Consider the following 17560-nt stretch of genomic DNA (forward strand, 5'->3'; position numbering starts at 1 on the left):
CCTTTCCCATGTCAGCTCGTTCCCGACACGCCAGCTGCACAAATATTGTCCGGGCAAGGGTGCCAGCCCGGCGGCCGCCAATCGAACGCGGCATGAACCACAGCCCGTTTCGACGCCTCGTCATCTCACGACTCTCACATTGGGTATCAGTGGGGACTCTGCTCGGCCTCTTGTGAGCGGGCCGAGACCAACGGCCGGGGCCACGCCGGTTTCGCCGGCCGTGGCAAGCGACCCGGTCAAGGCGTTCACACGGGAGCGGAAGGCGGGCGAGATGGTCGCAATCGACCGTAGCACCCCGATCGCTCGCGTCCAGCGTTCGCTATTCGCCGGCACCAGCCCGCCGTCTTGCTGACGCAGCACCCGGCTGAGTTGCCCACCGAGTTCTTGCCGTACCATTTGCTGACGGGCGGTGGAGGTTGGCTCCTCAGCGAAGACGAGAAGAGCCGCAGCTGCATCTGGCCCGAGACCGGAAAGCCCGAGGTCGCGCCCCACACTATCGAATTGGAGGCGTTCCATTGGCGTGAGTTCGGTCGTCGTCTCTGCCCTGGTGCGGGCGGTCGCTATTGCCTCCCGCACGAGGAACCGAATGCCCGAGAGTGTGCAGATCTGTGCGTAGCCCGCGACGAGCGAGGCTGCTTGGCCCCCGGTCGATGGCGTCCCAGCTGCGCTTCGGTAGGTCGTCAGTGCCTCCCTAACAAGCTGCTGCGTCTCGTCCGGGTATTCGGTGAGCAAGGCGGTGCGGCGGAACTCGTTTAATGTGAAGGCCGCAAAGCCAAGTGCCGCAGCGGTAACGCCCGTGGCCTTCGTTGACGCCTCAGCGAGCGCCAAAATGGCGGTCGCCGCGGCCGTAGCCCCGGCCAATGCGCTCGAGGCGAATTCGCCTTGGCTCCGCGCGCGCTGGAGTGCCGCGAAAAAATCGACGCATTGCCGATCGATGTACGCGTAGCCCCAGTCCCGCATCTCTGTCGGATTGAGTGGACTCGTCGCTTCGCTCGTGCCCGGCGCATAGCCTGTCTGTTCATTGCGAATTCTTATTATTTCTCCGGCAGGAGGCGTTGTGACGGCGCTTGGTAGCCCGCACGCCTGCAGGGTGCAGAGCGAAAGGATTACGAGCCCCAACCGGGCAAGCGTTCTACTGTGGCCCACGAGCTGCCCCCTCAGACTGCTTAAGCAATGATACCCACGGATGCACCGTTCATTGCAAGCCCGATATAATGGAGCCACTATCCGCGCCGTTTCAGCCGATGCTTTTCTCGCGGACGCACGCGGGGTTTGAGAGTCAGTCCTACAAGTTCTGCTTCATGCTGCAGCCTTTGCCGCGAGCCGCCGCAGCAATATCGCTGGGAGTCAAGGTAGAGGCGGCAATGGTGGCCGATCCAGCCGAGTGTTCGCTCGACTATCCAGCGCTTCGCTTCGACCACGCGACGCATCGGTGTCGGTCGCAGGAGCGCACGATCTCGACCTTCTGAACCGCCCCGGGTTTGTCGGAGGCTCCAACTCCTGAGAGGCTGGAGCGATGGCGAGCAAGACGACGAACAAGTTTTCGCCTGAGGTCCGCGAGCGTGCGGCGCGTATGGTGCTGGAGCATGAGGCGCAGCACCCGTCGCGCTGGGCGACGATCGTCTCGATTGCGGCCAAGATCGGCTGCACGGGCTAGACGCTGAACGAGTGGGTGAAACAGGCGGAGCGCGACACCGGCCGCCGGCCCGGGCCGACGACGGAGATGGCGGCCCGGCTCAAGGCCCTGGAGCGCGAGAACCGCGAACTGCGGCAGGCGAACGAGATCCTGCGCAAGGCGTCGGCGTAATTTGCCCAGGCCGAGCTCGACCGCCGGTTCAAGCCATGATCGGCTTCATCGATAATCATCGCGGGGCGCACGGGGTCGAGCCGATCTGCAAGGTTCTACCGATCGCCCCGTCGACCTATCGAGCGCAGGCCGCCCCGCGGTGCGATCCGGCCAAGCTGCCGGCCCGGGTGCAGCGCAATGCGGTGCTGATGCCCGAGATCGCGCGCGTGTTTGAGGAGAACTTCCGTGTCTATGGCGTGCGCAAGGTCTGGCGGCAGTTGAAACGCGAAGGCCATGACCTGGCGCAGTGCACTGTCGCGCGCCTGATGCGCAGCATGGGCCTGCAGGCGTGATCCGCGGCAAGCCGGTCAGGACCACGATCAGCGACAAAGCCGCCCCTTGCCCGCTGGATCACGTTAACCGGCAGTTCAAGGCACCGCGCCCGAACGCGCTGTAGGTTTCCGACTTCACCTATGTCGCGACCTGGTCAGGGTTTGCCTACGTCGCCTTCATCATCGATGCCTATGCGGGGCGGATCGTCGGCTGGCGCGTGTCGCGAACCGCGCACAGGCTTCGTGCTGGATGCACTGGAACAGGCCCTGCACGAGCGGCGTCCGCTGCATCGCGGCGGCCTCGTGCATCACAGCGACAGGTGCAGCCAATACGTCTCCATCCACTGCACCGAGTGCCTAGCCAAGGACGGCATCGAGCCCTCCATCGGCAGCGTCGGCTCCAGCTATGACAACGCCTTGGCCGACAGCATCAACGGTCTCTACAACGCCGGGATCATTCACCGGCGAGGACCCTGGCGCTCGCTTGAGGCCGTGGAATTCGCCACCCTTAGATGGGTGGAGAGGTTCAACCATCGGCGGCCGTTGGAACCCATCGGCAATATCCCGCCGGCCGAGGCCGAAGCACTCTACAACGCCACCCGGGAGAACCTGCTCCTGGCGGCGTGACTCAAACCAAACAGCCTCCGGCAATCCGCGGCGGTTCACTTCCTCCTTCGGGTGTGGGTCACAGCGCATGCGCTTTCCCACAAAATATAAATGCAGAAATGCTGAAGTCTCGGCGCTGCCACGCCGCATTCGCACAGACTCCGGGAAAACGCGCGCAATTGGAACGGGTCCGGTCGAGGCACCATCGTCACCACGGTGTGGCGGCCACGGCGTCCAAACGCCTGTCACTATGCCAGTGGCGGCTGGCGGCGCCGCGGGTAGCGTCCGCGGAGGTGGTGGAAATTCCGGCGTTGGCCGGGATGTAGGGCTGGGGTGGCCATCGGACCTGGCGGCTAGGGTGGAGTTGCGAAGCTCCTACCCCTGACCGGCCGAGGACCGGATGACCGACGACAGACTGCCGCTGGCGGACCTGCTGGCGAAAGCCGGAGACGGTGACTTCCTGCGCGGCGTCGCCGAGGCGGTGCTGCAGATGTTGATGGAGGCCGATGTGGAGGGCTGATCGGCGCCGGGCGGCACGAGCGCACCGGCGAGCGGCTGAACTACCGCAACGGCTTCCGCGACCGGAAACTGGACACGCGCCTGGGCTCGCTGCAGCTCCGGATCCCCAAGCTGCGGCAGGGCAGCTATTTCCCGTCCTTCCCGGAGCCCCGCAAGACGTCCGAGAAGGCCCTGGTCGCGGTGATCCAAGAGGCGTGGATAGGCGGCGTCTCCACTCGGCGCGTGGACGAGCTGGTGCAGGCGATGGGCCTGTCCGGCATCTCGAAATCGACCGTCTCCAAGCTCTGCAAGGACATCGACGAGCGGGTCGGGGCCTTCCTCGACCGACCGCTGCTTTCCGGCGAGTGGCCCTACCTCTGGCTCGATGCCACCTACCTCCGCCAGCGCGAGGGCGGCCGCATCGTCTCCGTTGCCGCCATAATCGCGGTCGCCTGCGATACCGAGGGGCGGCGCGAGATCGTCGGCCTGCACATCGGTCCCTCGGAAGCGGAGACCTTCTGGGCCGCTTTCCTCAAGAGCCTCGTCAAGCGCGGCCTGAAGGGCGTGAAGCTGGTCGTCTCCGATGCCCATGAGGGACTGAAGGCTGCGGCAGCAGGTCGCGACAGCCGGCGGCGTCCAGTTCCCCGTCGCGGGGGTGATGATTGAGACGCGCGACGAGGCCGGCCTGTCCGGCCCGCCGGACGAGCCGCTCTATTTCGAGTTCCGCCACGGCGTGACGGTGCGCAGCGCGGAGCGCCTCAACGCCACGGGGGCGCCCGTCCCGATCGAGCGGCAGGAGGCCGCGGCGCGCGCCCCTGGTCGCGGCGATGACCTATGCCCGGCTGGCCAGCGCGACGCGCGACGACTACCGGCGGGCGGGCGGGCGGGAATGGGGCGGTCGGCCGCGACGCGCGCGACGACGCCGGCGCACGCTGGCCGGCCGTGGCGCGGGAGAACGAGTTGCGCGCGCAGGACACCGGCATGGACCAGTTGATGCACGGCATGATGCGGCGGCCCGGCCTGCCCTTCTCAGCCGCGCCCGGCTCAGGCCGCGTCCGCGGCGCTGCCGACCGGGTGGTAGTCGCAACGCGAGATAGCTACGCAACGCATCGGCACCGAAGCAGCCCCCTGCTCGCGCACCGGAAGGTGACGCAGGCTGCGAGACGTTTCTCACAAGTGCCCGCGAAGGTTGGATTCCGGTTCCCACCGCTGCTCCAAAATACCCCCCTTCAAAATCAACTCTTTATAGCCAGATCGGCGGCTTTCTCGTGAGAGAATACCGGCGTTGCGGGGTCCGGATAGCGTGCCACGCTCGAGAGAATGCTGGCGGCGACTGGCGGCGCATCTCGGCCAGAAGCTGCTGCTTCCCCCTCCTCGACATTGCCCGAGGTCGCCATTCGAAGAAATGAGGCGCCTGCGGCAGGGATGGCGCTGATCATCGCCACCGCCTGCGGCTTTGCGGTCCCGGGCGGAACGCCAGCGGCCTGAGAAACGGGGCAGCCGGGCCTCCTCCCGGCACGCCTGCGCGAGAGGCACCTGCCCCTCCCGAGCACCACCAACGGGCGCGGGCCCGTCTTTCAATCATGAACTTTCGGCAACCTTCGGCCGCCCGACCGCTTTACCTCCTGAATGACGGGGGGCGATGCGATGCGCGAGCGGTCTGGCACCGTGGCCTATGAGGGCTCTTCGGGCGGCTGGGGGTCCCTGCGCGGGATCGCCGAGACCATGCTGCGGCAGGCCGCGACGCCCGCCGCGCTGGACACGCTGCGGCGGCAGAACAAGCCCGGCGGCTTCATGTGCACCAGCTGCGCCTGGGGCAAGCCCCAGCATCCGCACGCCTTCGAGTTCTGCGAGAACGGCGCCAAGGCGACGCTGTGGGAGCTGACCAGCCGGCGCTGCGGCCCGGACTTCTTCGCCCGCCACAGCGTCACCGCGCTGCGCGGCTGGAGCGACCATGACCTGGAGCAGCAGGGCCGCCTGACCCATCCGATGCGCTACGACGCCGCCAGCGACCGCTACCTGCCCTGCGGCTGGGACGAGGCCTTCCAGGCGATCGGCCGCGCGCTCAAGGCGCTGCCGCCGAAATCCTCGGTCTTCTACGCCTCCGGCCGGGCCAGCCTGGAGACCTCCTATCTCTACGCGCTCTTCGCCCGGCTGCACGGCCACAACAACCTGCCCGACAGCTCCAACATGTGCCACGAGACCACCTCGGTGGCGCTGTCGCGGCTGATCGGCTCGCCGGTCGGCACCTGCGTGATGGACGACTTCGCGCAATGCGACGCCATCTTCTTCTTCGGCCAGAACACCGGCACCAACAGCCCGCGCTTCCTGCACCTGCTGCAGGAGGCGGCGGAGCGCGGCTGCAAGGTCGTCACCTTCAACCCGATCCGCGAGAAGGGCCTGACCGAGTTCGTCAACCCGCAGCGGCCGACGCAGATGCTGGGCGCCGGCGCGACGCGGATCAGCGACCAGTATCTGCAGGTGCGCCCGGGCGGCGACATCGCCGCCCTCATGGGCCTGTGCAAGGTGGTGCTGGCCGCCGACGAGCAGCGCGGCGGCACGGTGCTCGACCACGGCTTCATCGCCGAGCATTGCGCCGGCTTCGAGGCCTTCCGCGCCCAGGCCGCGGCCACGCCGTGGTCCAGCATCGAGCGGGAATCCGGCCTGTCGCAGGCCGATCTGGAGGCGGCGGCCGGCGTCTATCTCGCCGCCGAGCGCGTCATCGGCGTCTATGGCATGGGCCTGACCCAGCATGTCCATGGCTTCGAGAACATCGCCATGCTGGTGAACCTGCTGCTGCTGCGCGGCCATATCGGCCGGCCCGGCGCCGGCATCTGCCCGGTGCGCGGCCATTCCAACGTGCAGGGCCAGCGCACCGTCGGCATCGCCGAGAAGCCGGAGCTGGTGCCGCTGGACAGGCTGGCCACGCAGTTCGGCTTCGATCCGCCGCGCGACACCGGGCTGACCACCGTCGAGGTCTGCGAAGGGCTGCTCGACGGCTCGGTGCGGGCCTTCCTCGGCCTCGGCGGCAATTTCCTGCGCGCCATCCCCGATCAGGCGCGGCTGGAGCCGGCCTGGGAGCAGCTGCAGCTGACGGTGCAGATCGCCACCAAGCTGAACCGCACGCATCTGTTCAACGGCCGCGTCGCCTATCTGCTGCCCTGCCTCGGCCGCAGCGAGGAGGATCTGCAGCAGGGCGGCCCGCAGACGGTGACGGTGGAGGACAGCTTCAGCCATATCCATGCCTCGCTCGGCCACCGCAGGCCGGCCAGCCCGCAGCTGCGCTCGGAGCTGGCGATCGTCGCCGGCATCGCCAAGGCGACCCTGGCGCCCAGCCCGCGGCTGCGCTGGGACGACTGGACCGCCGATTACGGCCTGGTGCGCGACCTGATCGCCGAGACCTATCCCGAAGAGTTCGCCCGCATGAACGAGCGGATCTTCGAGCCCGGCGGCTTCTATCGCGGCAACAGCGCGCGGCAGCGGGTGTGGCAGACCGAGAGCGGCCGGGCAGCCTTCACCGCGCCGGCGATGCTGGCCGCGACCGACGTGCCGGAGGCCGACGGGCGCTACCGGCTGATCACCCTGCGCTCCAACGACCAGTTCAACACCACGGTCTATGGCTACAGCGACCGGCTGCGCGGCATCGAGGGCAAGCGCGACGTCGTGCTGATGAACCCGGCCGACATCGGCCGCGCCGGGCTGTCGGCCGGGCAGCGCATCGCGCTGCTGGGCGACGCCGCCGATGGCCGCGCGCGGCGGGTCGACGCGCTGGAGGTGGTGCCCTTCGACCTGCCGGAGGGCAGCATCGCCGGCTACTACCCGGAGCTCAATCCGCTGATCGCCCTCGACCACCACGACCGGGAATCGAAGACGCCGGCCGCCAAGGCCGTGCCGGTGCGGATCGCCGCGGCCGGCTGAGGCGCGCCGGCCGGCCCCGCGCGGGGCCGCCGATGGGGAGGATGTCGCATGGATGACGCGCGCAAGGATCCGGCCGGCAGCGCCATTGCCGGGCTCGCCCCGGCGCTGCTGGCCGCCAAAGCCCAGCAGCCCTGGCCGCGCATGCTGCTGCTGGCCGGCTTCGCCGGCGGCTTCATCGCCTTCGGCTCGGTGATCTCGATGGTGGCGCAGTCCGGCGGCGGCGACGGCGGCGCGGTGCAGCTGCTGTCAGGCTTCGCCTTCTCGGTCGGGCTGATCATGGTGATGGTGGTCGGCGCCGAGCTCTTCACCGGCAACACCATGATGGTGCTGCCGGCGGCGACCGGCGCGCTGCCGCCGGCGCGGATGGCCGGCGCCTGGCTGCTGGTCTGGCTCGGCAACCTGGGCGGCAGCCTGGCGGTGGCGGCGCTCTACGCCGCGGCCGGCGGGCTGGACGACAGCATCGGCGCCGCCGCCCGCCGCATGGTGGAGGAGAAGCTGGCGAAGTCCGCCCTGGCCACCTTCTGCTCGGCCATCCTGGCCAATATGCTGGTCTGCCTGGCGGTCTGGATGTCGATGGCGGCGCCGCGGCTGCCGGCCAAGATCCTCGCCATCGTCGGTCCGGTGATGATCTTCGTGGCGGCCGGGCTCGAGCATTCGGTCGCCAACATGTCGATCATCCCGCTCGGCTGGCTGGCCATGCCGGCCGAGGCGGTCGCCTGGTCGGAGGGCGCGCGCAACCTGCTGTGGAGCAGCCTGGGCAACCTCGCCGGCGGCGCGCTGCTGGCGCTGGGGCTGGCGCAGGGCCATGGCGCGCTGCGGCAGGACGGCGCCGCAGCCGCGCGGGAGGCCAGACGATGACCAGCTATTGCGGCCTCCCGCCCGGGCCCTTCGAGCTCGGCAGCCGCTGGAACCTCGATCCGCTGCTGCTGGCGGCGCTGGGCGCGGCGCTGCTGCTGGCGCGCCGGTCGCGGCGGCCGGGCCTGGCGATGGCGGCGGTCGGCGTGCTGGCCCTGGCCTTCGTCTCGCCGCTCTGCGCCCTCAGCGTGGCGCTGTTCTCCGCCCGCGCCCTGCACCACCTGCTGCTGGTCACCGCCGCGGCGCCGCTGATCGCGCTCGCCTGGCCGGCCGCGCGGCCGGGCACGCCGGGCCTCAGCCTGGCCGTCGCCACCGCGGTGCTCTGGGCCTGGCACCTGCCGGCGCTCTACGACGCGGCGCTGGCGAACACCGGCGTCTACTGGCTGATGCAGGCGACGCTGCTGGGCAGCGCGGTCTGGTCCTGGCGGGCGGTCTTCGCCGCGCCGCCGCTGGCCGGCGGCCTGGCGGCGATCCTGGGCATGGCGCAGATGGGCCTGCTCGGCGCGCTGCTGACCTTCGCCGCCCGGCCGCTCTACGCGGCGCATTTCGGCACCACCGAGCCCTGGGGCCTGGCGCAGCTGGCCGACCAGCAACTGGCCGGGCTGCTGATGTGGGTGGCGGGCATCATCCCCTATGCGCTGGCGGTGGCCCTGATCGGCCGGCGCGCCTGGCGCGGCGGCCTGCCGGCATGATGATCGCCGCGCTGAAGTTCCTGCACATCGCCGCCCTGTCGCTCTGGTGCGCCGGGCTGGTCGGCCTGCCGCTGCTGCTGGCGCGGCATGGCCCGGAGGATGCGCAGGCCGAATTCACCCGGCGCCGGCTGCTGACCCACAACGCCTATGTCCGACTGGTCACCCCGGCCGCCGTGGTCGCGGTGGCGGCGGGCACGGCGCTGGTCTTCCTGCGCGGCGTCTTCGTGCCCTGGATGTTCGCCAAGCTGGCGGCCGTCGGGCTGCTGGTGCTGATCCATGCCTGGCTTGGCCATGTCACGCTGCAGGCCGGCGAGCAGCGCGGCGAATACGACGCGCCGTCCGGCGGGCCGCTGGTGGCAGCGGCCCTGCTGTGCATGACGGCGATCCTGTTCCTGGTGCTGGCCAAGCCGCTGCTGGCGGAATGGCCGGGGCCGGCCTGGCTGCTGCAGCCGCGCGGTCAGCCCCTGCCGGTCGGCGCGGTGCCGATGTGATAGTCGAAGACCAGCTTGCCGCCATGCCAGCCCGTCATGCCGGTGAAGAACGCCGCGAAGCCGGACAGCAGCAGCCCCCAGGGCAGCACCGCCTGCTGGTAGCCGTCCAGCCGCAGGCCCCAATTGGCGCCCAGGATCGACAGCAGCATCACGGCGAGGATGAAATGCGTCCAGCTGGCCGCGCGGATGCGGATGCCCTTGACCATCAGCAGCTCGACCGTGCCGGACAGGCCGGCGGCCAGCCCCATCAGGAAGGCACCGCCGCTCGACCACAGCGCCGCCCGCGCCCAGAAGGCATCGCCGGTCCACCAGTAGAAGCCGTCCGCCGCCAGGGTGCTCATGGTCAGGGCGATCGGGAAGGCGACCAGCATGGCGTGCACCGGATGGCCGACCACGGCGATGCGCGACTGGGTGCGGTGGAAATGCGGGTTGTCGGCGATCGGATCGGCCAGGCCCCTCGCCTCGCCGGCGGTCTCGGCACGGTCTGCGGTCATCGCGCGGCCCCCCTTTGGAAAATCTTCTGCGCCGCGACAACGATCCTGGCCATCGGGGGTTGCTCCGGGCCGCTGTCGACGCTGGACGCGGCGGGGCCCGCCGCGCAGGCCGCCGCGACCCTGTGGTGGGCGATGCTGGCGGGCGCCGCGGCGCTGACGCTGCTGGTGATGACGCTGCTGGCGCTGGCCTTCCGCCGCGGCGGGGCCGAGGCCCGTGGCGGCCGCCGCGCCGCGGCCGGCCTGTGGCTGGGCGGGCTCGGCGTCGCGATGCCGACCACGCTGCTGCTGCTGCTGCTGGGCTCCGCCCTGGTGGTCGGCGAGCGGATGGTGGCCCGCGCCGCGCCGGAGCGGGTGGTGATCGGCGCCAGCGGCCACCAGTGGTACTGGGACTTCACCCAGCCCGGCGCCGACGGCCCGATCGTGACGCGCGACGTGATGCATATCCCGGCCGGGCGGCCGGTGGATGTGCGGCTGCAGGGGAATGACGTGATCCACAGCTTCTGGGTGCCGCGGCTGGCCGGCAAGATGGACGTGGTCCCCGGCCATGTGAACGTGCTGCGCATCGAGGCCGCGCGGCCCGGCGTCTTCGAGGGGCAATGCGCCGAGTTCTGCGGCCTGGAGCATGCCCGCCACCGCTTCCGCGTGGTGGCGCATGACGCGGCGGGATGGGCCGCCTTCCAGCGCGGGCGGCAGCCATGACCGCGCCCCGCCCGACCGCCGCCACGCCGGTCGCCCGGCACCAGGCGCTGACCGCGATCTGGGGCGCGCCGCGCGGCTGGCGCGGCACGCTCTGCACGGTCAACCATTCCGACATCGGCCGGCGCTTCATCCTGGCCGCCTTCGCCTTCTTCGCCATCGGCGGCGTGCTGGCCATGCTGATCCGCGCCCAGCTGGCGACGCCGGGCAGCGCCTTCGTCGGGCCCGCGATCTACAACCAGCTGTTCACGATGCATGGCAGCATCATGATGTTCCTCTTCGCCATCCCGATGTTCGAGGGGCTGGCGCTGTACCTCCTGCCGAAGCTGCTGGGCAGCCGCGACATGGCCTTCCCGCGTCTCTCCGCCTATGGCTGGTGGTGCTACCTGTTCGGCGGCAGCATCCTGATCGCGGCGCTGGTCATGGGCGTCGCGCCCGATGGCGGCTGGTTCATGTACACGCCGCTCTCCTCCAAGGCCTTCACCCCGGGCATCAGCGCCGATGTCTGGCTGCTCGGCATCACCTTCGTCGAGATCTCGGCGATCGCCGCGGCGATCGAGATCATCGTCACCATCCTGAAGCTGCGCGCGCCCGGCATGCGGCTGGAGCGGATGCCGCTCTTCGCCTGGTACCTGCTGGTCACCGCGCTGATGATGATCGTGGCCTTTCCGCCGCTGATCCTCGGCTCGATCCTGCTGGAGGTGGAGCGCGCCTTCGACTGGCCCTTCTTCGACCCGGCGCGCGGCGGCAGCCCGCTGCTGTGGCAGCACCTGTTCTGGCTGTTCGGCCATCCGGAGGTCTACATCATCTTCCTGCCCGCCGCCGGCGTGGTCTCCACCGTGCTGCCGGTGATGGCGCGCAGCCGGATCCTCGGCTACGGCTGGATCGTCGCGGCGCTGCTGGCCCTGGCCTTCCTCAGCTTCGGCCTCTGGGTGCACCACATGTTCACCACCGGCATCCCGCACATGGCGCTGGGCTTCTTCTCCGCCGCCTCGGCGCTGGTGGCGGTGCCGACCGGGCTGCAGATCTTCGCCTGGATCGGCACGCTCTGGCAGGGCCGGCCGCAGCTCCGCCTGCCGATGCTCTACCTGCTCGGCTTCTTCCTGGTCTTCGTGCTGGGCGGCATGACCGGGGTGATGCTGGCGATGGTGCCCTTCGACTGGCAGGCGCACGACACGCATTTCGTCGTGGCGCATCTGCATTACGTGCTGGTCGGCGGCTTCATCTTCCCGATGCTGGCCGGCGCCTATTACTGGCTGCCGCATTTCACCGGCCGCGCCCGCGTGCCGCTGCTGGGCGAGGCGGCCTTCTGGCTGATCCTGGTCGGCTTCAACCTGACCTTCTTCCTGATGCACCTGACCGGGCTGCTGGGCATGCCGCGGCGCATCTACACCTATCCGGAGGAGATGGGCTGGACCTGGCTGAACCTGCTCTCCTCGGTCGGCAGCTTCATCATGGCCTTCGGCTTCGCGCTGTTCGTGATCGACGTGGCGCTGCAGGTCTTCCTCGGCCGCCGCAGCCGCCGCAACCCCTGGGGTGCGGCCAGCCTGGAATGGGCGATGCCGGTGCCGGCGCCGGCCTACAACTTCGCCAGCCAGCCGCATCTGGCAGACGACACGCCGCATGACGGGCCGCTCGCCGCCGATCCTGGCCTGCCGCAGCGGCTGGCCCGCGGCGAGGGCTACCTGGCCGAGGCGCGCCACGGCTGGCGCGAGACCATGGCCGTCGACATGGGCAGCGGCGCGGTCGACCACGTCGTCCTGCTGCCGGGCAACACCCGGCTGCCGATCCTGACCGCGCTGGTCACCGGCAGCTTCTTCCTGGCGCTGCTGGCCGGCCTCTACTGGCTGGCGCTGCTGCCGGTGGTGGCGGTGGCGGCGCTGGCCTGGCGCTGGGCCTGGGTGCTGGGCGGGCGCGCCGCCATCGGCCCGGTGTCGATCCGCCCTGGCCAGACCGCGCCGACGCATCGCGAGGCCGCCGGCGCGCCGGGCTGGTGGGGCAGCGTCTTCCTGCTGGTCGCCGATGCCACGCTGCTGGGCTCGCTGCTCTTCGGCTATGCCTTCCTCTGGGTGGTGGCACCGAACTGGCCGCCGCCGGCGATGATCCAGGGCGGCTGGGCCCCGGCACTGGTGGCGGCGCTGGCGGCGACGGCCGGCACGCTGCTGGCGCGCCTCGCGGCCGCGGCGGGCCAGGCCGGGCGCCAGCCGGCAGCCCGGCGCGCGGCGGCGGCGGCGGCAGGCGCGCAGCTGCTGGCCGCCGCCGCGCTGGCCTGGCTGGGCGCCGCCGGCCTGCCGCCGCCCGACAGCCACGCCTATGCCGCGGCCTCCTGGGCGCTGCTGGCCTATGCGGCGCTCCATGCCCTGCTTGCCGCGCTGCTCGCGGCCTTCGTGCGGGCTCGCCTGGCCTCCGGCCATATCCGCCCGGGCTGCGGGCTGGAGCCGGCGGTGGCGCGGCTGTTCAACGACTACGCGGCGGCGGCGGTGCTGATCGTGCTGGCCTGCGTGCTCGCCCCGGCGCTGCTGCCATGAGGCTGCTCGCCCGCGCCTCGGCCGGCCTGCTGGTCTGGGCCTTCGGCTTCTCGCTGCTCTACGGTCTGCATGGCCTGGGCTGCGCCCTCGGCTGGCAGGACGTCGGTGGCGCCGGCGTCTCGCTGTTCCGCCTGGTCCTGGTCGGGACCTGGCTGACTTTCTGCGCCGGCGGGCTGGCCGTGGTGCTGGTGGCGGCGCGCATGCCCGCGGGGCTGCAGCGGCGCCTGGGCCTGGCCTCGGCCCTGGCGGGCTGCGGCGCCACCCTTGTCACCGGACTGCCGACGGTCATCGCCTCGGAATGCCTCTAGGCGCGCCAGGCGGGCCGCCGCGGATCGGGGCGCATCAGCCGCGGCCCTGCGCCCCTGCCGTGGCCTGCGCCGTCGCTCGCCCGATCGGACCTGCGGCATCCCGCCCTCGTCGCAGAGTTCCGCACCGGCGATGAAGCCCGCCCCGCCATTCGGCGTGGCTGCGCGGCCTCGTGCTCTTCCGCACAGCGCGCGAACCCCAAGGCCGCGTCCTGCAGCGGGCCTTCACGCCGCTGAAGGCGCGGCCGGTTCTGCCCGACGGCCCCTTCCGGCCCGGCTGGCGGCATGGACAGGGTTCTCAGCTCTCCGAGCCTGCTGCCTCAAGCCCGCTGCGCCTGGCCTGCCGCGTCGCTGCTGCCCGTTCCAGCGCGGCCGCCCGGCGGCGTTCCTCCCGCAGCACCGTGATATCCGGCTGCCACCAGCTGCGCGCCAGCTCGGCGGGGGCGACCCCGGCTCGGGCGGGCCAGGCCTGGACCAGCTCGGCGTGGCTCGGCCGGCGCCAGGTCGCCCAGATCGGCGTGGCGGAGTCGGTGGCGATGCCCGGGTAGAAGCGGGCCAGCGTCGCGGGATCGGCAAGCTCGCCGGTGAGCGCCTCGAAGACCACGCATCCCAGAGGGGTCATCAGCACGCGATCGAGCGGCGGCGGCGCATCGGCTGCCACGGGATAGCGGTTGCGGCGGCGCTCGGCGGCCTCGGCACGCCGGTCCGCCGCCTCGGGGGCGGTCCTGCGACTCTCCGCGCGCTGGCGCCGCGCCTCGGGCTCGGCCATGCGGGCAGCGGCCTCGATAGCGGGCCAACGCTTCTGCAGCGTCTCGAATGACAGGAAGGGCACGCGCCAGACCCTCGATGTCCCGTCCCAGCGGGCCCAGGGCACCTCCCGCAGCTCGGTGATGACCGTGCGGGAATAGGGCGTGCGGACCAGGAGGTCGTCGGCGACCTCCAGATAGGGGCTGGCGATCGGCTCGAAGGTGAAGGCATCGCGGCCGCGCTGATCCGCATAGGCCAGCACGCCGGACCATTCGCGGCCCATCCACCGCGTCAGGCGGCGTTCCGCCTGCGTGCCGGGAACGAACCAGGCGCCCAGATCGTCGCGCCAACGGGCCTGGGGGAAAGCCTCGCGGAAGCGTTCCACCGTCATGCGGTCATAGGGGAAGTGGGCCGTCGCCCCGGCCGGGCCGTCCCCCGGGCTCTGCTGCGTCACGCTGAACGCCGTTGCCGGCTCGGTCATGGGGCGCTTCCCCTTGTGGTCAGCGGAAGGCCCAGCGGAGGGTCTGCGCGACGCCCAGCGTTCCCGCCCGCACCAGCGGCCGGCCCAGCAGCGGATTGGGCAGCCCGTGCAGGCGGCGGGACCAGCCCGGCAGCAGGTCGATCGCCGCCTGGTTCGCCAGCACCTGCATCCCGGCGGTCACGCGATCGGCGTCGGCCGGCTGCAGCACCAGGCGGCGCACCTCCCGCGTGCGGGCATCGGCGCGCAGCTGCGGCCGGTAGGACTCGATCAGGCGTTGCGCCTCTGCCAGGCTGCACGGCACCGGCGCCGCGCCCAGGGCGCGCGCCACCTGCGCCATTTCCGCGAAATAGCGGTCCTGGTCGGTGAGCGACATGCCGGGCTCCGCATAGCGACGCCAGGCGGCCAGGAAGCTGGTGGCCTCCGTCACATGCACCCAGGCGAGCAGCGCCGGATCGCCGGCGGCATAGGGCGTGCCGTCGGGCAGGGTGCCGCGCACCCGCTCGTGGATCTGGCGGACCCGCGCCATCACCGTCTCCGCCTCCGCGCGCCCGCCATAGGTGGTGAGCGCGATGAAGCGGGCGGTGCGCCGCAGCCTGCCCTGCATGTCGGCGCGGAAGTTGGAATGGTCCCAGACGCCGGCCAGCACCGCCGGGTGCAGCATCTGCAGCAGCAGCGAGGCGATGCCGCCGACCATCATCGCGGCGACATCGCCGTGCACGCGCCAGGCCACCGCCTGCGGGCCAAACAGGCCGTCGGTCCGGCGCACCACCGGCGCCTCGCCGCGCGCGCGGTCGTTGAACAGGGCGACGACCCGGGCGCTGATGGCGGACTTCAGGGCCTGCGCCGGATCCGGCGGCAGGGCGCGGGGCGAAGGAATGGCCATGACCCCGGATATGGTCCGTGCCTGGCCTGCGGCAAGCCGAGGCCGGAGAGCTGGGCAGGGCCGAGGGCTCGCGCCGCGAGCCGGGCAGGGCGACACGGCCAGGCGCCGGGCTTTGCATCCGGCGTCGCGCCGTTCAGGATCGCCGCGCGGCGCCCCGGCCGTGGCGACAGGCGCGTCCGCGCCTGCCGGCATCGCGGGCGGGGCCGACGACCGGCAGGCGGCGCCATGCCGCCGCGATGCCCGAGAACAACCAAGAACCCCGTGAGGAAACCCCGAATCGTGACGCCTCTCGACGCTGCCCTGCTGCCTGCCGGCCTCCGCAGCCGCCTCCTCGACGGGGTGAACGGCCTCGCGGTCCATCTGCTCGAGGCCGGCCAGGCCGGGCAGCCCGCTGTGCTGCTGCTGCATGGCTTCCCGGAGCTCGCCTTCTCCTGGCGCAAGGTGATGCCCGCCCTGGCCGCGGCCGGCTTCCACGTCATCGCGCCCGACCTTCGCGGCTATGGCCGGACCACCGGCTGGAACGCCGCCTACGACGCGCCGCTGGCGCCCTTCCAGATGCTCAACATGGTGCGCGACCAGCTGGCCCTGCTGCAGGCGCTCGGGCTGCCGCAGGTCGAGATGGTGGTGGGGCATGACTATGGCTCGTCGGTCGCCGCCTGGTCGGCGCTGATCCGCCCCGACGTGTTCCGGCGCCTGGCGATGATGAGCGCGCCCTTCGCCGGCCCGCCGCGCTTCGGCGTGGCGCCGGCGGGAAATCCGGATGCCGGCCTGGCCGCGCTGCAGCCGCCGCGTAAGCACTACCAGTGGTACTATGCCGAGCGGCACGCCGCCGCCGAGATGGACCATCCGCCGCAGGGGCTGCACGCCTTCCTGCGCGCCTACTACCACCACAAGAGCGCCGACTGGCCGGACAACCGGCCCTTCCCGCTGACCGGCTGGACCGCGGATGAGCTGGCCAAGCTGCCGGACTACTACGTCATGCCCCTGGGGGCGACGATGCCGGAGGCGGTGGCGCCGCACCCTCCGGCCGCCGAGGCGCCCTGGCTGCCGGATGCGGAACTGGCCGTCTATGCCGCGGAATACGCCCGCACCGGCTTTGCCGGCGGCCTGCAATCCTATCGCTGCAACACCAGCGGGGCGAATGCCGCGGACCTGACCCTGTTCGGCGGCCGGCGGATCGAGGTGCCGGCCGTCTTCATCGCCGGCAGCAGCGACTGGGGCATCCACCAGGCGCCCTTCGCCCTGACCCGCATGCAGCAGGAGGCCTGCGCCGATTTCCGCGGCCTGCACCTGATCCCCGGCGCCGGCCACTGGGTGCAGCAGGAGCAGCCGGCGGCGGTGGCGCAGCATCTGATCGCCCTGGCCAGCGGCTCGTAGGGCACAACGGCGAATGGCAGCGGAAGGGCCGGGATGCCCGCAATCCCGCCGGCCCTGACGACAGGTCCCCTCATCTGGAAACCGGCAATGGCACACGCAGGCACCCTCGATGGCGGTCCTCGCTTCCGCATCCCTCGCATCAAGATCGAGGTCAAGTTCGAGGTGCGCCGGCACGGCGGCGGTGGCCCCGAGCCGGATGACGACCGGCCCGGCTTCTGGCGTCGCCTTGTCCAGGCGATCCGCGCCTATCTGAGGTGATCCTGGACGCAGGCCGGTTCGACGCGCCGCTGGCTGGCGCCGGGCCAGCAGCAGCCGGATGAAGCCGCTGCCCCCGGCAGAACGGCGGCATCCCGGGCGAGATGCAGGTGCTGCCGGCTGCGCTGCGTCGTCCCAGGGCCCAGAAACGCGCCACGCCCCGCTGGCTCTCCAGCGGGGCGTGGATCGAGGGTTCCGGCATCGGGCCACCGATCCGGCGGCGGCGCCAGGATCAACCGCGGATATCAGCCGCGGATGCTGCCGGCAGGCCCGGTGCCGGGGCCGCCGAAGGCCGAGGCCGAATTGCCCACCACCAGCGGCAGGCTGCCATGCGCCCGGCTGGCCGTCGCCGGGGCGGCCTCCGCCTGCGCCAGGCGGGAGGCGCCGGCCGAATTGCCGACGCGCAGCGGCAGGCCGGCCTCGGCGCTCTGCGTCACCGGCATCGCATAGGCGAAGGGGCTGCCCACGGCCGAGGCGTTGTTGGTGTTCTCGTAGAGGTCGGCGGCGCTCGCCAGGCCCGGGGCAAGGGCCAGGCCGGCGGCCACCAGAAGGGCGGAGATCTTGGTCATGGTCAGCATCCTCATGCGTCATGGTGCAGGGCCTGCCCTGCGGTTGA

14 protein-coding genes, 2 pseudogenes and 1 other annotated feature are annotated in these 17560 nt (G+C 71.4%); of the genes and pseudogenes, 11 read left to right on the forward strand and 5 right to left on the reverse strand.

Going from position 1 to position 17560, the window contains the following annotated elements; all coding sequences use genetic code 11:
* Window positions 1–120 precede the first annotated feature (120 nt).
* A complete protein-coding gene (locus WFI16_RS12880; protein WP_419898221.1) occupies window positions 121–1119 on the reverse strand; it encodes a hypothetical protein in 999 nt (332 codons plus the stop codon).
* Between the two features lie 397 nt (window positions 1120–1516).
* Here WFI16_RS12880 and WFI16_RS12885 point away from each other — a divergent pair.
* The 6 genes and pseudogenes from WFI16_RS12885 to WFI16_RS12910 all read left to right on the forward strand — a co-directional run bounded on the left by WFI16_RS12885 (window position 1517) and on the right by WFI16_RS12910 (window position 9178).
* Window positions 1517–2745: pseudogene (locus WFI16_RS12885) on the forward strand (IS3 family transposase).
* Window positions 1801–1917, forward strand: a sequence feature (AL1L pseudoknot). It overlaps the preceding pseudogene by 117 nt.
* 379 nt (window positions 2746–3124) lie before the next feature.
* Window positions 3125–3831, forward strand: a pseudogene (locus WFI16_RS12890) (IS256 family transposase); the annotation flags it as partial.
* A gap of 1038 nt (window positions 3832–4869) precedes the next feature.
* Window positions 4870–7140, forward strand: a complete 2271-nt coding sequence (locus WFI16_RS12895; protein WP_419898222.1) for an FdhF/YdeP family oxidoreductase — start codon at window positions 4870–4872, stop codon at window positions 7138–7140.
* Window positions 7141–7188: 48 nt separating this feature from the next.
* Window positions 7189–7998 (forward strand): formate/nitrite transporter family protein, encoded by an 810-nt coding sequence (locus WFI16_RS12900; protein WP_419898223.1) that lies wholly within the window; start codon window positions 7189–7191, stop codon window positions 7996–7998.
* A complete protein-coding gene (locus WFI16_RS12905; RefSeq protein ID WP_419898224.1) occupies window positions 7995–8687 on the forward strand; it encodes a cytochrome c oxidase assembly protein in 693 nt (230 codons plus the stop codon). The genes WFI16_RS12900 and WFI16_RS12905 overlap by 4 nt, the downstream gene beginning before the upstream one ends.
* Window positions 8684–9178 carry a CopD family protein gene (locus tag WFI16_RS12910; protein WP_419898225.1) on the forward strand — a complete coding sequence of 165 codons (495 nt, stop codon included), beginning with the start codon at window positions 8684–8686 and terminating at the stop codon, window positions 9176–9178. Before WFI16_RS12905 ends, WFI16_RS12910 begins: the two co-directional genes overlap by 4 nt.
* Here the strand turns inward: WFI16_RS12910 and WFI16_RS12915 are convergent.
* The gene (locus tag WFI16_RS12915) at window positions 9145–9672 is read right to left on the reverse strand and encodes a DUF2231 domain-containing protein (RefSeq protein ID WP_419898226.1); all 528 of its coding nucleotides are present in this window, start codon (window positions 9670–9672) and stop codon (window positions 9145–9147) included. The two genes, WFI16_RS12910 and WFI16_RS12915, sit on opposite strands and share 34 nt — an antisense overlap.
* A gap of 132 nt (window positions 9673–9804) precedes the next feature.
* On the opposite strand from WFI16_RS12915, the gene WFI16_RS12920 reads away from it, so the two are divergent.
* The 3 genes from WFI16_RS12920 to WFI16_RS12930 are packed head-to-tail and all read left to right on the forward strand — an operon-like array spanning window position 9805 to window position 13204.
* Entirely contained in the window at window positions 9805–10371 is a 567-nt protein-coding gene (locus WFI16_RS12920; RefSeq protein ID WP_419898227.1) for a hypothetical protein, read from the forward strand.
* Window positions 10368–12896 (forward strand): cytochrome c oxidase subunit I, encoded by a 2529-nt coding sequence (gene ctaD / locus WFI16_RS12925; protein ID WP_419898228.1) that lies wholly within the window; start codon window positions 10368–10370, stop codon window positions 12894–12896. The genes WFI16_RS12920 and ctaD overlap by 4 nt, the downstream gene beginning before the upstream one ends.
* Entirely contained in the window at window positions 12893–13204 is a 312-nt protein-coding gene (locus WFI16_RS12930; protein ID WP_419898229.1) for a hypothetical protein, read from the forward strand. Before ctaD ends, WFI16_RS12930 begins: the two co-directional genes overlap by 4 nt.
* A 295-nt stretch (window positions 13205–13499) precedes the next feature.
* On the opposite strand, the gene WFI16_RS12935 is transcribed toward WFI16_RS12930, so the two are convergent.
* Window positions 13500–14429 (reverse strand): hypothetical protein, encoded by a 930-nt coding sequence (locus tag WFI16_RS12935; RefSeq protein WP_419898230.1) that lies wholly within the window; start codon window positions 14427–14429, stop codon window positions 13500–13502.
* A gap of 19 nt (window positions 14430–14448) precedes the next feature.
* Window positions 14449–15312: an oxygenase MpaB family protein gene (locus WFI16_RS12940; protein WP_419898231.1), complete on the reverse strand. Its 864-nt coding sequence runs from the start codon at window positions 15310–15312 to the stop codon at window positions 14449–14451.
* A gap of 279 nt (window positions 15313–15591) precedes the next feature.
* Here WFI16_RS12940 and WFI16_RS12945 point away from each other — a divergent pair, with 279 nt between their 5' ends.
* Both WFI16_RS12945 and WFI16_RS12950 read left to right on the forward strand, forming a co-directional pair.
* Window positions 15592–16689, forward strand: coding sequence for an alpha/beta hydrolase (locus WFI16_RS12945; RefSeq protein WP_419898232.1), 1098 nt, complete (start codon window positions 15592–15594; stop codon window positions 16687–16689).
* Window positions 16690–16776: 87 nt separating this feature from the next.
* The gene (locus tag WFI16_RS12950; protein WP_419898233.1) at window positions 16777–16947 is read left to right on the forward strand and encodes a hypothetical protein; all 171 of its coding nucleotides are present in this window, start codon (window positions 16777–16779) and stop codon (window positions 16945–16947) included.
* A 242-nt stretch (window positions 16948–17189) separates the two neighbouring features.
* On the opposite strand, the gene WFI16_RS12955 is transcribed toward WFI16_RS12950, so the two are convergent.
* The gene (locus WFI16_RS12955; RefSeq protein WP_419898234.1) at window positions 17190–17513 is read right to left on the reverse strand and encodes a glycosyl transferase family 39; all 324 of its coding nucleotides are present in this window, start codon (window positions 17511–17513) and stop codon (window positions 17190–17192) included.
* Window positions 17514–17560 lie beyond the last annotated feature (47 nt).

Source organism: Roseomonas sp. USHLN139 (assembly GCF_037145735.1).
Classification (GTDB): domain Bacteria; phylum Pseudomonadota; class Alphaproteobacteria; order Acetobacterales; family Acetobacteraceae; genus Pseudoroseomonas.

Coding starts and splice junctions, on each gene's coding strand:
- WFI16_RS12955 (WP_419898234.1), bottom strand. CDS start 17,513: ATGACCAAGATCTCCGCCCTTCTGGTGGCCGCCGGCCTGGCCCTTGCC.
- WFI16_RS12920 (WP_419898227.1), top strand. CDS start 9,805: ATGCTGGCGGGCGCCGCGGCGCTGACGCTGCTGGTGATGACGCTGCTG.
- WFI16_RS12910 (WP_419898225.1), top strand. CDS start 8,684: ATGATGATCGCCGCGCTGAAGTTCCTGCACATCGCCGCCCTGTCGCTC.
- ctaD (WP_419898228.1), top strand. CDS start 10,368: ATGACCGCGCCCCGCCCGACCGCCGCCACGCCGGTCGCCCGGCACCAG.
- WFI16_RS12950 (WP_419898233.1), top strand. CDS start 16,777: ATGGCACACGCAGGCACCCTCGATGGCGGTCCTCGCTTCCGCATCCCT.
- WFI16_RS12935 (WP_419898230.1), bottom strand. CDS start 14,429: ATGACCGAGCCGGCAACGGCGTTCAGCGTGACGCAGCAGAGCCCGGGG.
- WFI16_RS12895 (WP_419898222.1), top strand. CDS start 4,870: ATGCGCGAGCGGTCTGGCACCGTGGCCTATGAGGGCTCTTCGGGCGGC.
- WFI16_RS12915 (WP_419898226.1), bottom strand. CDS start 9,672: ATGACCGCAGACCGTGCCGAGACCGCCGGCGAGGCGAGGGGCCTGGCC.
- WFI16_RS12930 (WP_419898229.1), top strand. CDS start 12,893: ATGAGGCTGCTCGCCCGCGCCTCGGCCGGCCTGCTGGTCTGGGCCTTC.
- WFI16_RS12905 (WP_419898224.1), top strand. CDS start 7,995: ATGACCAGCTATTGCGGCCTCCCGCCCGGGCCCTTCGAGCTCGGCAGC.
- WFI16_RS12900 (WP_419898223.1), top strand. CDS start 7,189: ATGGATGACGCGCGCAAGGATCCGGCCGGCAGCGCCATTGCCGGGCTC.
- WFI16_RS12940 (WP_419898231.1), bottom strand. CDS start 15,312: ATGGCCATTCCTTCGCCCCGCGCCCTGCCGCCGGATCCGGCGCAGGCC.